Consider the following 16722-nt stretch of genomic DNA (forward strand, 5'->3'; position numbering starts at 1 on the left):
TTTTATACTTTGGGGGGAAACCAGCATCATGACAGCTAAGACGAAAATGCGTTCCGATATGATTAAAAAAGGCTTTGATCGCGCTCCTCACCGCAGCTTGCTGCGCGCAGCGGGTGTCAAGGAAGAAGATTTTGACAAACCGTTTATTGCGGTATGTAACTCGTATATTGATATCGTACCGGGCCACGTCCATTTACAGGAGTTTGGCAAAATTGTCAAGCAAGCCATTCGTGACGCAGGCGGTGTACCTTTTGAGTTTAACACCATCGGTGTAGACGACGGCATTGCCATGGGCCACATCGGTATGCGTTATTCTCTGCCCAGTCGCGAAATTATAGCTGACTCTCTGGAAACTGTCGTGTCCGCTCACTGGTTTGACGGCATGGTTTGTATTCCTAACTGTGATAAAATTACCCCTGGCATGATGATGGGCGCATTGCGCGTTAACATTCCAACTATTTTCGTCAGCGGCGGTCCTATGAAAGCTGGTAAAGACAAGAACGGTCGCTCTATTTCCCTGACCTCCGTCTTCGAAGGCGTAGGTGCATATCAGGCTGGTAAAATCGACGATCAAAGCTTGCTTGAATTAGAACAATATGGCTGTCCGACATGTGGCTCCTGTTCAGGGATGTTCACAGCGAATTCCATGAACTGTCTCGCAGAAGCAATGGGTCTGGCTATGCCGGGTAACGGCACCATTCTCGCAGTAGCAGACGAACGTAAAGAATTCGTTAAACAATCTGCACGCCAATTGATGGAATTGATTAAGCTGGATCTTAAACCACGTGATATCGTGACTAAAGAAGCTATTGATAATGCATTTGCATTGGATATGGCAATGGGCGGTTCCACAAATACAGTATTGCATACATTGGCACTTGCCCATGAAGCAGAAGTTGACTACCCTATCGAACGTATTAATGAAGTCGCAAACCGCGTACCTCATTTGTCCAAATTGGCACCTGCTTCCGACTATCATATTGAGGATGTTCATAATGCAGGCGGCGTAAGCGCAGTACTGAATGAATTGTTGAAGAAACCAGGCGCACTGCATGGAGACTGTATTACTGTAACCGGAAAAACCATTCGTGAAAACGTAGAGGGTCAGGAAATTCTGGATACTAACGTCATCCACAAACTGGACAACCCTTATTCCGAACGTGGCGGTCTGGCTGTATTATTCGGTAATCTGGCACCGCAAGGCTCCATCATTAAAGTCGGTGCAGTTGATCCTTCGGTTGGTGGTTATCACAAAGGTCCTGCTATCTGCTTTGATTCACAGGAAGATGCACTGGCAGGTATCGCCAACGGTAAAATTAATGAAGGACACGTGGTTGTTATCCGTTATGAAGGTCCAAAAGGCGGACCTGGTATGCCTGAAATGCTCGCTCCAACTTCACAAATCGTGGGTATGGGGCTTGGTGCTAAGGTTGGCCTGATTACAGACGGACGCTTCTCAGGTGCTTCCCGTGGTATCTCCATCGGTCATATTTCCCCCGAAGCTGCAGAAGGCGGACCTATCGCTTTTGTTGAGGACGGCGATATCATCGAGCTGGACTTGAACAATCGTAAGATTGAGCTCCAGATTACGGACGAAGAATTCGAACGTCGTCGCGCCAACTGGAAAGGCTTTGAGCCGAAGGTGAAAACGGGTTACCTGGCGCGTTATTCCAAGCTGGTGACGAACGCAAGTAACGGCGGAATTATGAAAATCTAAATGCTTTGCTAAGATAGGACTACTTTATGAACGGCTAAAAATCCTCTCGATCCCTAACAAAGGATCGAGAGGATTTTTTATTTGGTCATTGGGGTTAGTCTATTCAGTCATTTCGCTGTTGAGTGTATGGACATCATATCTGTGAGCTGTTTGCTCAAGAGCTTCGTCTGAGCGGTGTGAGCCTCCCTGATGGAAACGGTCAAACAAGGTATCCATTGGCATCACAATCAGTTTCGGTACCATTACATCTTTTTTTTCACTCAATTGCTCTGAACCCGAAGGATGGATAACACGAAATAACAGCTTTAAATATACAGTGGACACATGCTTAAACAGTCCTTTGGGAAGCTCCCGAACTTGAAATCCCAACTTCTCTGGACCCCGATGAATCATACTTACTGCATAGATCGCCTTTACATCCTTCATTTCAGAATCATGTACAATGCGTTGGGTCAGATCAGGAAGTTGTTTTTTTACAATTCGAATTAATTGAATAGCTAGATGTACCATCGACTTTGCCGTCGAACCCAATTGGAACAACTTTTTATTATCAAAATGAAGCTCGATTACCGGGTCCCCTTTTTTTAGCCACCTGCTGTTCTCCATATTTACATTTGGCCCATGATAGATACGGCGACGATAATAAAAGATCGTATCCTCCTGACTTACGGGACGAAGACGAAACAAAACATGAAATAGACGCTCATACTGAAGCCATCCACATACCAGCGTTCTTTTATACCAACCCCTACTGGATATCTCGGAGGCAGTAGGTTGATTGGCAGACTGACGACAAAACAATGTATCCACCCGCACGCTACGTAATTGTCGTTCTTGGGCGACCCTCAGTAGCTTCTCCAGTGCGATTAGCATATTCTGGGGCGCTTCCACGTCTGCCCCCAAAGTCGTACCACAGTCATGGAGCAGCATCACCTCGCCACCCCTTAGCTTTTTGAGCATTCTCTCCGCCAATTGTTTCGCTCCAATGCTTGCCTTCCAGTCCCCGAACATGGAGGACCATAATACGATTCGACGACCATTGGTGTTGGAAATATCAAAAAAGTTCACTATCCCCCAAGGTGGGCGATAAAAGGTCGTTCCATCACCAGTTACTCGACGAATGACTGACTCTGTCTGGGCAATTTGTCTTCTGACAGTAACAGGCCGCATAAGCCAATTCGATTTGTGCACATAATTATGAATACCGATTAGATGACCTTCATCATGCATGCGTTTCAGAAGCTCAGGGTGTTTTTCTGCATTCATCCCAACAACAAAAAAAGTAGCTTTGGCATCAAAACGCTTCAGTAAATCAAGCAGCTGTGATGTATACACTGGATCAGGGCCATCATCAAAGGTGAGCGCATATTCATGCTCACTTTTGCCGCGCCTGAACACCCGGAAACCAAATATACGACTAACCAGCGCCGGAATAAAAGCATAAAAAGTTGAAATGTAAAACATCCATAACAGCAAAGTCTGCACGTTTTATCCCCACTTTTCTATTCTGAACTCCCCAAGCAGGCTTCCTGAGGAAAACTCACTTACTTATATGTTATCACAATGACGTAAACATGCCGAGATTTCGCTATTGCATATGGTCAGCATTGAGGTCCAATTTAGTGTACAATAAATAAAAATCTAAAAGGAGTCGTTGTATACATATGCTTCCATTGTACAAAAAATATTGGCGTACCGTTTTTGATATCGGTTTGATCGTATTAACCGTGTATTTAATTATGTTCGTATCCAGCAAACTGTATCAACTTGCCGCACCTGTGTTCCTTTCGTTCGTCGTGTTCTGGTGCATTGAACCTGCTGCCCGTTATTTTCATCGAAAAGGAATGAAAAAACCTTTTGCCTCCGCACTCTCCGTATTGCTGTTTATTATCCTTTTACTTGCTATTTTTTTCGGATTGGGTCTGATTCTGGTTACGCAATTTACGAAAGTGGCGCAAAACCTCCCACAGTATACTCAGATTATCCAAGCGGAATTCACGCGGTATCTTCATCTTTCTCAAGATAAAATCGCTGCTTTACCTCCGGGTGTTACCGAACGTGTGAATGAATATTTTGCGACTGCCACCACCATTGCTACGAAATGGGCACAGCTAGGCTTATCCTTTTTCATACAGTTCCTCAGTTCTTTCACTGTTTTTATGGGCAACTTTGCCATTGCAATCATTTTAGCGTTCTTTTTAAGTATGGAAATTAATCTTTGGAAGAGCATTGCCCGTAGTAAAACACCCAAGACACTAAAAACTGCTTATCTTTTTCTGAAAAATCACGTACTTAAAGCTATCTCCGCTTTTCTCAAGGCTCAAGCTCTACTGGTAGGGATTACCTTTGTTCTCGTATTTATAGGTTTACTCATTTTGCAAGTGGATAATGCCCTCTCATTGGCGCTCGTGGCAGCTTTGTTTGATATCCTGCCCTTGTTGGGTGTGCCTGTTATTTTTATTCCGTGGGCAGTGTATCTGTTCATCACAGGCAATACCGGCCTGGCTGTAGGCCTGCTTATTGTCATGGCTGTCACGGTGATCGTCCGCCAGCTGGCAGAGCCTAAAATCACTGGTAATTCCATCGGTGTTTCATCTGCCTATCTGATGCTTTCCTTTGCCATTATATCGTTGTCCATCTTTGGACTGGCCGGATTAATCCTATCCCCCATTCTGATCATTTTGCTCAAGGAATTGTGGCAGCAAGGCTATCTGCAGCAATGGATTCGGTTTCCGACAGAGGAATTTGACGAGCCTCCGTTTATCGTTAAAATACAGGAGGAGGATCGTGAAGCTACTCGTGGTACTCAGGAGGATTGAGCTAACAGATCCATCACTTGACCAAACAATGCTGTAGCTTGATTTGCAGAATGTGTTGAAGCATTTTGCACAAGGACGGCGACCGCATAACGAGGCCGCTCTATCGGACCATACCCTATAAACCACTGGTGATTGATGGGGTGACCGTTCTTCAAAGCTTGGGCCGTACCTGATTTGCCGGCCAGATTCCATGATTTATTACGCAACGAGGCACCAGTCCCCTGTGTCACAACCTTTTCCATTGCTTCACGAAGCGTGCGAGCCGTCGATGTATGAATCAAGCGGCTACCCTCAGGTGAAGGTGCAGCGTGAGTAGGTAGTTCCAGTAAGGTGCTACCATCTGCATAACTGATGCGTTTGACGACGCGTGGTGCATGTACTTGACCATCATGCAGCAAGGTGACGATGAGATTGGCAGCTTGGAGAGGCGTCACCAGCACATCACGTTGGCCGATAGCTGTCTGTACACGTACGCCCGGATCAGACGCGTTCGTATGGTGGCCGAATACGGCTCCCTTTTCTTCGTGATCCAGCGGTCTGAATTGAGGTAGTCCTGCAAGATTCCGCTCCTGCCAGCCCACAGTTCGGCCCAATCCCAGTGCAGAGGCTGTGGCCTGAATTTGCTCAGGATTAAGCCGTTCGCCGAGATGAGCGAACACACTATTACAGGATACGGCAAGCCCTTCCTCCAGGTTCAGGGTACCGTGTCCTTCTTTTTTCCAGCAAGCCAAACCGTACTTGCCATAAGTTCCATGACAATGGAATTGTTCCTGCGGTTGGACAACACCTGATTCAAGTGCAGCAGCAGCCGTAACCAACTTAAAAATGGAACCAGGCGTTATCGCCTTAAGTGCACGATTAGACCAGTCTGTTTTTTTCTGGGGATCAACATGACCGGGATTATAAAAAGGGCGAGACACCATCGCCAGTACATCCGCGTTGCCTGCATCGAGCACTACCACCGCCCCTTCTGCCAAATGACTAGATTCCGTCAGCTTTTCAATCTGTTCCTGTATAGGTAGATCAATTGTAGTCTGTACCTTTAATGGATAGTGACCATTGGATGGAGCACTGACACGCAGCGGTACATGAGCCAATGGACGACGCTGCGCATCTACAAATCGGGAGACGAACGTTTCACCGACGCCGCTCAGTAGCGGCTCCAGCGTTCTTTCCAGCCCGGCGGCCCCCATCGGCAGTTCACTCGCTCGGTCGGCACGTTCATACAAAAAGCCAAGCCATTGCCTGCCATTGGGCAAATCCCTGTAACGTTTCGCATAAGGTACAAGCTCAATAAGCGAAGGGGCTAACTTCAGCAGCTTGCCTGCTTCATGCGGATTGATTTGTACGGGCTCTCCGCGCCCATCTCGCCATATGAGCGGGGATTGCAGCCCTTTCCATCGTGTCAGTAGTTGCTTCTTATTCGTACGCAGTAGCTCGGCCAGTTCTTCGCCATGTAAAGCCGCTTTGCCATCTACATCGGGAAAAAGTACTGGCGTCCATACTACTCCGCCAGTCAAGGGTCGCCCATGCCGGTCCGTAAACTGTCCACGTCCAGAGTCGATAGAAATGCCCTCCTGTCGCTGACGTGCTGACATTTCCTTAAGCGAATGCCCCCCATAAACGGACATATGAATGCCCGCTGTCCCCTGAAGCCAAGCCAGTCGGAATAATAAAATCAGCAGTAGCGCCATCACCCCCAAGGCCATATATGCAATTCGACGTTTTCGTATGAAACTGCTACCACGCCTCGGCACACCCATCCTTCTTTCATCTTTTTTCCAGTAGTATGTCCTGTAGTTGAAAAAGAAAACCCACTCAACTTTTAACGTTGAATGGGTTAACCACGGAGATCAGTGACAATCCTGATTCCCATGGTTTAGTTATATCTACACCGTAAACCGCGAAAGCTGTTCCTTCAAGTTCACTGATACTCCTTCCAGCTTATCCGACAAACCTACCAGTTGATTACCAATATTGGCCTGTTCAGTGCTGAGTGAAGCGACTTCCTGTGAAGTGGCCGAGGATTGCTCAGCTACCGCGCTTACATTGGTCATTGCCTCGGACAATGTGGTCTGTGATTCACTCAGATGATGAATGGAGGCGGTGACCGTTCCCAACCGAAGCGCGAACTCTCCCATTTGCTGCTGCACCGATTGGAAAATGTCCGTTGTTTCCTGCACGGCTCCCATCTGCTCCCGGAACAGCGGGTACACCTCAGATAATGCCTGTACCGTTTCATTCATCTCATTGACGATGTTATTAGTAATACCCGTAGCTGTGCGAATAGCTTGACGTGATTGTTCAGCCAACTGCCGAACCTCATTAGCTACCACCATAAAACCACGCCCAGCCGTCCCCGCTCGTGCTGCTTCAATCGTCGCATTCAGTGATAGAATATTCGTTTGTTTAGCAATATCCTGTAATACGTCCAGCACCTTAAAGACATCGGAAGTTGTCTTCTTCAGTTCATCTACTTTGCCTACCAGAGCATGCGTAGTTTCTTCCGTAACCTTAGTCTTGCTCAATAGAGTTTTCAGTTGAACTGTCCCTTGTTCACTGGATTGTTCAACTTCTTGTGCGACCAGACTCATTTCATGATTGGAAGCCATAACCGTATCCATTTGCTGAGATATATTCCCGGTTAGTCCGCTGCCACGTTCGGCCTCTGTTGCCAAACTGGCGGCGCCATGAGCAATTTCTTCCGTTGCTGCTGCTATTTCTTTGGCTGAAATGGCTGTCTTCTTCGAGGCATCGCCTAGTTCCGTCGCTGTTTTCAGAACCTCCTGAGCTGAGGCATTCGTCTGCTCTACCAGCAATGTAATTTGCTCCATCATGATATCAAAGCTTTCTGACAACTGCCCAATTTCATCCTCAGCCTTATAGTTCGTTCGAATTTGCATGTTACCTTTGGCGCCTTCGACCATTAAATCCTTCAGGTGTGTCAATGGACGAGCCACGAGGCGCACGATCCACAGGCCAATGAACAATGCAATGAGTGCAGCCACTGCAGCAAATATCCAGGTCGTGGTTAGAATCCCCTTAGCGTCTCTCACCAGCTCAGATACAGGTACTACACCCACGAGAATCCATTTGGAAGTTCCCAGCGTATTATGAACTGTAAGCACATTTTGCTCTTTGCCATCTGCAACCTGCTCCATAATTTGATTTCCTTCAATCCCTTCAAGCTTGGAAACGTAATCCAGCTTTGTCTTTCCTCCTGCCAAGCTCTCATTGTTAGAACCTACAAACTCACCCTTGTCTGTCACAAGGCTAATCATACTGCCTGAGCCCAAATTAACACCTTTCAACTCGTCCTCCACCGCACTGGACTTTAAATCCATAACCAGAACGTAAGTCCCTCCCAACCCAGACATACTGTTCATGGAGCGTGCTAGGCGAAAGGTCTTGCTGCCATTGTCATTCACCTGTGTAGGTAACCAAACAATTCCCTTGTTTTTCAAAATATCCTTAAACCATGCTTCCTGCCGTACATCTTTTTGTGTTCCAGTGCCCATAGCAGCAAACTTGGTTTCTTCCGGGTACAAATACAATGAATCAATCGCTTTATTCGTAAAAGCAATATTCGTTAATTTCTTGTTTACTTCGCCCATAGCAACAAAAGATGCAAAGGGATTTTTATCTTGCTTTACAGCCTTTTGCAACTGATCACTTAATTCAGTATCAAAAAATACCTGTGTCGATGTGTCTTGAAAGCGCTCTAGAATAATGTCAAGCTTTTCTGAAGTTTGCTGAACGGTCTGCTGATAAGCCGTTGCTGCATTTTGCTCAATCGTACTTTTAGCCTTGTAGTATGAGAGCATCCCCAAGCTGACCACAAATAACATAATTGCCGCAAAAAAGATCAGAAACAACTTCATTCCAACCGAACGTATCGGATTATAGTTTTTGACCAAATGCATGAAATCTTTACTGTACCTTTCTGGCTTAAGTAAACGCTTTAAATTGTGTGTACCCTTACGAATCGCCTTAGCTAACCAGGGCGCAACCTTCGAAGACATCGCAACCGTTTGTTCCCCTTTATTCGTTGCTTTACTGCCTTTCAAACCCTGCATTTGATCCGTTTTCTTGGGTTGCCTTTTTACTGTATTCCCCTCTTTTTTCCGTAAACCCATTCCTCTCACCTACCACCATATAATTAGTTTCTAATTCCACGTCATCCATTATGTATCTATTATCTATATAACTTCTATCGGAACTATTCGACAAGGAATGTAGCTTTCCTTTGAGCATCGACTAAATTTTGTGAAACTTTTTTCCTAGAAAACTATTCAAAAAAAGGCCTCTCCAACTGATAGGAGAGGCTTTTGATTCTTTCACCTGTGACTTAAGGCTTATTTATTTCTTTTTACGCATCATATCAAAATACGATACGGGCTGATCTACCTTCATTCTAATTCGTTGAAGCGGGTGACGAGCAGCATCCAACTCGTTGCCTTCCTCATCCCAGATCGTTCCGACCGTTTGTTTGAAGAATGTTCCGTTCGGACCGAAAAATTCAATTTCATGACCGGGTTTAAAATGGTTCCGTTGTTGAATAGTTGCGATCCCACTCGCGGCATCGTAGTCCATGACTAGTCCAGCAAAATCATAAGGGACTGCCTTTTCTTCCGGCTCATAAATATGATCCTCATGATCCGGTGTATCGTAGAAAAACCCTGTATTCAGCGGACGATTAGCTGCCTTGTTAATTTCTTCAATCCATTCTGGTTTGAGCACATAATTTTCAGGATCAGCCATATAGGAATCAATCGCTTGACGATAGACATTCACGACCGTTGCCACATAGTGGATAGACTTCATCCGTCCCTCTACTTTAAAACTGTCTACACCTACATCAATCAGATCAGGGACATTTTCAATCATACATAGATCCTTGGAACCCATAGAAAAAGCATTATCACTCTCTTCAAACAATGGAAGCTGGTTAACACCGAGCTGGAACTGTTTCAGTGCATTGCTAACCTGTGCCTCTTCTTCAGATATCCAAACCTCACCTGGGCGGGCATCCTCAAACAGATCGTATTTCCAGCGGCAAGACTGACAACATCCCCCACGATTGGAATCACGGTCTGTAAAGTGATTGGACAACACGCAGCGGCCGGAAAATGAAGAGCACATCGCACCATGGACAAAAGCCTCGATTTCGATGTCCACATGCTTTTTAATTTCTTCGATTTCCTCCAGACTGGTCTCACGTCCAAGTACCACACGCGGTAACCCCTCGTTTTTCCAAAACTTTACCGCTTGCCAGTTCAGCGTGGACTGCTGTGTGCTCAAATGCACTTCCAATCCAGGAACAGCGCGCAATGCCACGGATACAATAGCCGGATCAGCGACGATAACGGCATGAATTCCCGCCTCGTACAGATTGCGCAAGTACTCCTCAATTCCGGCAATATCTTCATTGTGGGCATAGATATTGGTGGCCACAAGCACTTTAGCACCATACTTGTTCGCAAATTCTACACCTTCGCGCATTTCCTCAAAACTGAAATTATCGGCGTTAGAACGCAGACCATATTTTTGTCCACCAATATATACAGCATCCGCGCCATAGTGAACGGCAAACTTCAGTTTTTCCAGATTTCCGGCAGGAGCCAACAGCTCCGGCTTGTCCAAACGATTCCGTTTACCTATATATTTTCTCGCTTTGGTTATCGTCCCCATGACGTTCCCCCCTCTGTAAATTCATATTAAAATTAATAAACCTGCTCTTTATAGAAAAATCCGAAGGAAAGTTCCCGTTCAGGATCTTGAAGACGGCGAACTTCATCCAGCCAGCTTTCATCATAAGCGTAAGCATCTGGGTCGGCTGTATAACTATCTATTGCTTTACGATAAGCACGAACAACCGCCTCATTGTAAGCCGTAGGCTTCAATAAGCCCTCGATCTTAAAGCTATGCACGCCCGCCTCCATTAGAATATGCAGGTCCTCCATGATGCAAAAATCATCTGAACTCATAATATGTGTCCCATTTATATCCTCGTAAATAGGGAACTTCTCTTCTTTCCGCTCTGCTTCAATCAGAAACAAGCCGCGTCCTCTACCCAAATCCCCTTCTACATTACGTCCCTGGTGCAGCATATAACTTTGAACAAGCTTACGCTTGGAGTGATAAATATTAGTCATGCCATGTACCTGAACCTGTGCTTCTATGTTCAACTTTGGTATCATTTCGGTAATTTCATCCATACTCAGCTCACGAGCCAAAATGACCCGGGAAGCCCCCTTTTCACCCCAATAGTTGGCGGTTGCGAAGTTGGTAGAGATCATCTCACCGTTCCAGAACAGCTTCAGATGCGGGGTATACTCCTTCACGGCCATAAGCACTGCGGGATCATTAAACTCAATGGCGTCTATGCCGCATCCAGCTAGGGTCTGCACATATTCGGGAAGGAGCGGCAATAGCTCGTTCGTCATCAAATTCGTCATAGATACATATACCTGCGCCGCATGCTTGCGTGCTTCTTCTACCACTTCACGGATTTGGTCCGGTGTAAAATGTCCCGGCAGTCGCATTCCAAAGCGGTCATCTCCAATAAGTAATGCAGTAGCTCCAGCCCCCAGCATATGGCGGGCATCCTCCGGAGAGCTGGCAGTTGCCAGTAGTTCGGGTTTGTAAGCCATAGGCTCACCTCCTAATTTGTCTTACGGTTACTTACCTGAATGTTATGCAAATGTTCTTTATACGTTTTGGCAAACAAATGTTCATGTGTCCCGTCTTTTTTGGTCACATAAAATAAATAATCTGTAGCTTTCGGCTGTAAAGCCGCTATCACTGAGTTCAGACTGGGACTTGCAATCGGCCCTGGTGGAAGTCCCAGATGCAAATACGTATTATAAGGGCTTTCCACAGCCAAATCCTTGTAATACAGCCGTTCTTTTTGCTTGTCCAGCATATATTGAACCGTAGCATCAATTTCCAGCTTCTTACCCTGTTTGAGCCGGTTATAAATGACGCCAGCTACTACAGACCGCTCATCTTCCACAACCACCTCGCGCTCTACCAAAGAAGCAACCGTCAGCAGTTGATGCAGCGTTTCACCCCGCTGTTTCAGCTTGGCATCCAGATCGGAAACAGTCTCCAACCGCTTTTGTGTCTGTTCTAGCATCACCTGTATCATATCTTTGGCCGTGCTGCCCTTTTTCAGCTCATAGGTTTCCGGGAAAAGGTAGCCCTCCAGCGCATAGCGAAGCCCCGCCTGCTTTGGAATGTCCCGCACCAGCGCGACGTCAAAAGCGGACGGATCGTTGGCCAGCTGCAAAAATTGCTGCCGGTCTGCCAGTCCTTCCTTTTGCAGCTTATCAGCCATCTGTCTAATCGTAAAACCTTCCGGGATTGTAAAACGAATCATTTCCTCTTTGACAACATCTCCAGCCGATAACTTAGTAATCAACTGATCAAAGGTTGCGCCAGGCTGCGCCTCATATTTTCCGGCCTGAAATGCGCTTCCTTGCTGTTTGAATTTTACATAAGCCTTAAACACGAGCGCATTACGTATAAGTCCCTTTTGCTCCAGCGTATCTGCGATTGCCGATGTTCCTGTTCCCTGCACCACCGTAAAAGCAACGGGTTGTGTTTGGGGCTGAACAGGCTGCATGGCATTCCAAATATAGAGGGCTACCCATCCTGCTATAATGATAAGCAGTAGCAACAACGTAAACATCCTCGTCCTTCGCTTCACATCCACCCAACTCCTTCACAGCCAAAAAGGGCGGACTGGTCCGCCCTTTCAGGTTTGATCTCATCGCTATCCAGACTTACAGTTCTTCCGGCAACGTACATTCATCGTACAGTTCGGAAATATCTTCCCACTCATCATCATCTTCAATGGTGGTGATAGAGATTTCGCCGTCTGTGGATGAGCTTACATGGTAAAGTTCATGTTCGCCAACAGCAGCCCCGGGTCTACGCAATACGGCGTACCGTTGCTCCCCTACCTTGAACTCTGCTTCCAATTCCATGCGAATCGCATGGCCCTGTTCATCCTGCAACTCTACATCGCCGTCGAACGTTTCCTTCAAATCAGAGGTCCAACTCAGGTCTTCACGTGAATAGCTCGTCATTTCCCGTCTTCCTCTTCCTCTTCTTCTACGAATGTATTAAAGGTCTCTTCGACGATTTCCCATTCGGCATCGTCTTGGATCACAAACAATTTAATATCATCGCCTTCTTCCTCGTAACGGAAGGCGTACACATCGGACTCATCAGCTTCAGGGTCCACTGGCGCAACCATCATGTACTTCGCTTCGGAACCATCTACCTCAAACTTCATAATGACCTCGAACTCTTCCTCGTTGCCCTCGTCATCGGCAATATAAATAATTTCCGGCTCTTCTTCCATACCCACTTGATTTTCAGCCATTACGAAATCCCCCTCACCTTGTACTGTGTGCGTCCAAATAGTTTTGCAAGATCAGGCTTGCGGCCAGTTTATCTACCACCTGCTTGCGTTTTTTTCGGCTGACGTCGGCCTCCAGAAGCGTACGCTCCGCCGAACGCGTCGTCAGCCGTTCATCCCAAAGGTGAACGGGTAAACCCAGTAACTCCTTGAGTCGGTTCGCAAACTCGATGCAAATCTCACCGCGTGGACCCACGGTTCCGTTCATGTTTTTCGGCAAGCCAACAACAACCTCGCCGACCTCATTGTCACGAACCAAATTTGCAATTTTACCGAACTCGCTGTCGTCACCGCGTCGTTCTATGACTTCCAATCCTTGGGCGGTCCAGCCGAAGGCATCACTTACGGCGACCCCAATTCGGCGATCCCCGTAATCCAATCCCATTACTTTCATGCCTGTCTCCTAACGATGCTTGGCAAGATAGAAACGAACCAACTCTTCAATCAACTCATCGCGTTCTTTTTTACGTACCAGGCTTCTGGCATTATTATGCCGTGGCACATAAGCCGGATCACCGGATAGCAAATAGCCGACGATTTGATTGATCGGATTGTATTCTTTTTCTACCAACGCATCATATACGGTCAACAAAATCTCCTGAGCAGAAGCTTCCTTTTCATCTGCCTTGACATTAAATTTGACCGTTTTGTCCATGGAATCCATTGTTGACACCTCGCTTCCACAAAACATGTGTACATGTTTATGCCAGCTTATTCTTTTACATCATACCATAAGCAAAGCCCTACAAGGAAATATCTAAGCCCGTTTTTTCCCAAAAATCTGCAAAAAATATCGAACTTTATCCTTGTGAGGCTGCCGCCACCAGTTCATGCGCACGTTGAAGTGCTTCATCCAGCTTGCTGGCATCCTTACCACCGGCTTGCGCCATGTCAGGTCGTCCGCCACCGCCGCCACCGCATACGGCAGCAATTTCTTTCACGAGCTTGCCTGCATGAAGTCCGGCCTTGGTATGCTCTGCCGGAACTGCTACGACAAAATTAACTTTATCGTCCATTGCAGCGCCGAGCACCAGCACAGCAGCCGGAAGTTTCCCTTTCAGTTCATCAGCAATCGCACGCAACGCGTCCATGCTGGAAGCCTGCACGCGCGCAGCCAGCAGCTGCACCCCGCCTGCTTGCACGACCTGATCGGTCAGCTGGCCTGCCTCAATAACGCTCAGCTTGCTCTGCAGCGATTCATTTTCACGGCTAAGGTCTTTAATTTGTTGCTGCAATGATTCGATACGCTTTGGTACCTCAGACAGCTTGGATTTTACAAGTCCAGCCGATACCTTCAACAGCTCTAATTGACCTTCCATATATTCAAAACCAAAACGTCCGGTCACCGCTTCAATACGACGTACACCTGATCCAATGCCGCTCTCGCTGACAAGCTTGAACAAGCCAATTTGCGAAGTATTGCTGACATGACAGCCACCGCATAGTTCAATGCTGTAATCGCCTACTTTAACGACCCGCACGATATCTCCATATTTTTCACCGAACAGCGCCATTGCTCCGAGAGCCTTGGCTTCATCAATCGGTTTCAGTTCAATATTAACGTCCAGTTGGCTCCAGATGGCACGGTTTACACGCAGTTCAATATCCGCAAGTTCTTCTGGTGTAATGCTTCCAAAATGGGAGAAATCAAAACGCAGACGCCCAGGCTCTACCAAAGAACCCGCCTGATTGACATGGTCACCCAGCACTTCTTTAAGCGCTTTGTGAAGCAAATGCGTAGCCGTATGGTTTTTCTCAATTTCTCCACGTGAAGCTTGATCAACTTCAGCTTTCACCGTATCGCCAACGTTCAGCTCACCAGCTTCTACAACAACCTGATGCACATGCTGACCTTGTGGCGCCTTAAACAATCCTTCGACCTTCGCGGTTACCATACCTCCACGCAGCAAGCCTTGGTCACTGACTTGTCCTCCGCTTTCGGCATAGAAAGGAGTCACATCCAGCACGACCTGGCAAGACTGCCCTTCACTAACAGTGTCCACCAGTACATCTTCATATACAATCGCCACAATTTTAGACTCAGTTACGAGGTCATTATATCCAACAAATTCACTTTTAACCGCCAGATCGGACAAAGCTCCGCCCTGAATCTTCATGCTGGCGCTGTCCTGATGTGCATCACGGGCGCGTTTGCGTTGTTCCTGCATCGCTTCATCAAAGCCTTCACGGTCTACTTTCAAGCCCTGCTCGTCTGCATAATCCTCTGTGAGATCGAATGGGAACCCGTACGTATCATACAGTTTGAAGGCATCTGCTCCACTAATGACATTGCGACCTTCTGCCTTCGCCTGAGCACTGATATCGGACAAAATTGCCAATCCATCTGTCAGTGTTTCATGGAAGCGTTCCTCTTCCGTTTTGATCACTTTGATGATGAAATCACGCTTGTCCACTACCTCAGGGTAATACACACCCATGACATCCCCAACGGTTTCCACCAGCTCAAACATAAATGGACGGTTCATGCCCAGCATTTTGCCATAGCGCACAGCCCGGCGCAGCAAACGGCGGATCACGTAACCGCGTCCTTCATTAGAAGGCAGCACACCGTCACCAATTGCAAAAGCTACGGTGCGAACATGGTCAGCAATAACCTTAAGAGCCACATCACTGTCCACATTTTCGTTATATTTCACTCCTGCCATCGCCGCTGTTTTTTGAATTAGTGGCTGGAAGATATCCGTATCAAAGTTGGAATCCACATTTTGCAAAATGGATGCAAAACGCTCCAATCCAGCCCCTGTATCAATATTTTTGTTTGGAAGCGGCGTATAGCTACCGTCTTTGTTATGGTTGAATTGTGAGAATACGAGGTTCCACACTTCCAGATAACGCTCATTTTCTCCCCCCGGATACATTTCAGGGTCCGTCATGTCGCTACCGTAGGCTTCGCCACGATCATAAAAGATTTCCGTACAAGGTCCGCAAGGACCTTCACCGATATCCCAAAAGTTATCTTCCAGTTTGATGATACGTTCGGCAGGAAGTCCAACTTTTTCGTTCCACAGCTTGTACGCTTCCTCATCCTCAGGATACACAGTTACAGCCAGACGTTCCGGATCAAAACCAATCCATTTTGGATCCGTCAGAAACTCCCATGCCCATGTAATGACTTCTTCCTTAAAATAGTCGCCAATAGAAAAGTTGCCGAGCATTTCGAAAAAGGTGTGATGGCGGCGCGTTTTACCGACATTCTCAATATCGTTCGTCCGAATACATTTTTGCGAATTGGCGATACGTGGATTTTCTGGCTTCACACGTCCGTCAAAATAAGGCTTAAGCGGTGCCATACCCGCATTAATCCACAGCAGGGAAGGATCTTTATGTGGAACAAGCGGCGCGCTTGGTTCAATCACATGTCCCTTGCTTTCAAAAAACTCCAGCCATTTGGATCGGATTTCACTAGCTTTCATATAAGTAGCCTCCTAATTATGGTGTCACTGGTTCCTGGCACAGGCCATAAAAAAACAGAAAAACGCCCCTGAACGGATCAGGGACGATTGTATCGCGGTACCACCCTGGTTAACGCCGTCCCCTCTGTACGAAATGCCCATGCGCAAGCTGCACACCAACATTTGCTTAACGGACGATCGATCGCCTTGTTTTCACTGGTAACGGGAGCATCCCGGCGGGTTCAGCCCGCACTTCGAAATGAGCTTTCCCTACTGGATAAACACATTTAAACATACTCAATTCAGTATATCCGTGTCATTTAGCCGTGTCAACGCGATATCAGA

14 protein-coding genes are annotated in these 16722 nt (G+C 46.8%); 3 read left to right on the forward strand and 11 right to left on the reverse strand.

The features are described 5' to 3' along the window. The first annotated feature begins 28 nt into the window (after positions 1-28). Positions 29-1717: a dihydroxy-acid dehydratase gene (gene ilvD / locus ACYCS5_RS04835; RefSeq protein ID WP_459760902.1), complete on the forward strand. Its 1689-nt coding sequence runs from the start codon at positions 29-31 to the stop codon at positions 1715-1717. A 99-nt stretch (positions 1718-1816) separates the two neighbouring features. Here ilvD and ACYCS5_RS04840 read toward each other — a convergent pair whose 3' ends face one another. Beyond that, a complete protein-coding gene (locus ACYCS5_RS04840; RefSeq protein ID WP_459760903.1) occupies positions 1817-3202 on the reverse strand; it encodes a polysaccharide deacetylase family protein in 1386 nt (461 codons plus the stop codon). Between the two features lie 179 nt (positions 3203-3381). Here ACYCS5_RS04840 and ACYCS5_RS04845 point away from each other — a divergent pair, with 179 nt between their 5' ends. Further along, complete coding sequence (locus ACYCS5_RS04845; RefSeq protein WP_069012474.1) at positions 3382-4536, forward strand: AI-2E family transporter; 1155 nt, start codon at positions 3382-3384, stop codon at positions 4534-4536. Here the strand turns inward: ACYCS5_RS04845 and ACYCS5_RS04850 are convergent. The 10 genes from ACYCS5_RS04850 to alaS form a co-directional block, all read right to left on the reverse strand. Continuing rightward, positions 4524-6299, reverse strand: a complete 1776-nt coding sequence (locus ACYCS5_RS04850; RefSeq protein ID WP_459760904.1) for a peptidoglycan D,D-transpeptidase FtsI family protein — start codon at positions 6297-6299, stop codon at positions 4524-4526. The genes ACYCS5_RS04845 and ACYCS5_RS04850 overlap by 13 nt on opposite strands. Positions 6300-6425: 126 nt before the next feature. Further along, complete coding sequence (locus ACYCS5_RS04855) at positions 6426-8672, reverse strand: methyl-accepting chemotaxis protein (RefSeq protein WP_459760905.1); 2247 nt, start codon at positions 8670-8672, stop codon at positions 6426-6428. Between the two features lie 223 nt (positions 8673-8895). Further along, positions 8896-10227, reverse strand: a complete 1332-nt coding sequence (locus tag ACYCS5_RS04860; RefSeq protein ID WP_069012471.1) for a peptidase U32 family protein — start codon at positions 10225-10227, stop codon at positions 8896-8898. Positions 10228-10259: 32 nt separating this feature from the next. After that, entirely contained in the window at positions 10260-11189 is a 930-nt protein-coding gene (locus ACYCS5_RS04865) for a peptidase U32 family protein (RefSeq protein WP_459760906.1), read from the reverse strand. Between the two features lie 11 nt (positions 11190-11200). After that, complete coding sequence (gene mltG, locus ACYCS5_RS04870; RefSeq protein WP_459760907.1) at positions 11201-12229, reverse strand: endolytic transglycosylase MltG; 1029 nt, start codon at positions 12227-12229, stop codon at positions 11201-11203. 94 nt (positions 12230-12323) lie between these two features. After that, positions 12324-12629, reverse strand: a complete 306-nt coding sequence (locus ACYCS5_RS04875) for a DUF1292 domain-containing protein (RefSeq protein WP_013311522.1) — start codon at positions 12627-12629, stop codon at positions 12324-12326. Further along, positions 12626-12928 (reverse strand): DUF1292 domain-containing protein, encoded by a 303-nt coding sequence (locus ACYCS5_RS04880; RefSeq protein WP_013311523.1) that lies wholly within the window; start codon positions 12926-12928, stop codon positions 12626-12628. The genes ACYCS5_RS04875 and ACYCS5_RS04880 overlap by 4 nt, the downstream gene beginning before the upstream one ends. Positions 12929-12941: 13 nt before the next feature. Continuing rightward, entirely contained in the window at positions 12942-13358 is a 417-nt protein-coding gene (gene ruvX, locus ACYCS5_RS04885; RefSeq protein ID WP_014282932.1) for a Holliday junction resolvase RuvX, read from the reverse strand. Positions 13359-13367: 9 nt separating this feature from the next. Then, positions 13368-13628, reverse strand: coding sequence for an IreB family regulatory phosphoprotein (locus tag ACYCS5_RS04890; protein ID WP_007431624.1), 261 nt, complete (start codon positions 13626-13628; stop codon positions 13368-13370). A gap of 136 nt (positions 13629-13764) precedes the next feature. Beyond that, positions 13765-16398, reverse strand: a complete 2634-nt coding sequence (gene alaS, locus ACYCS5_RS04895) for an alanine--tRNA ligase (protein WP_459760908.1) — start codon at positions 16396-16398, stop codon at positions 13765-13767. 87 nt (positions 16399-16485) lie between these two features. Between alaS and ACYCS5_RS04900 the strand changes: the two genes are divergently transcribed. Then, entirely contained in the window at positions 16486-16668 is a 183-nt protein-coding gene (locus tag ACYCS5_RS04900) for a hypothetical protein (protein WP_142657862.1), read from the forward strand. Positions 16669-16722: the final 54 nt, after the last annotated feature.

Source organism: Paenibacillus sp. SEL3, assembly GCF_054602585.1.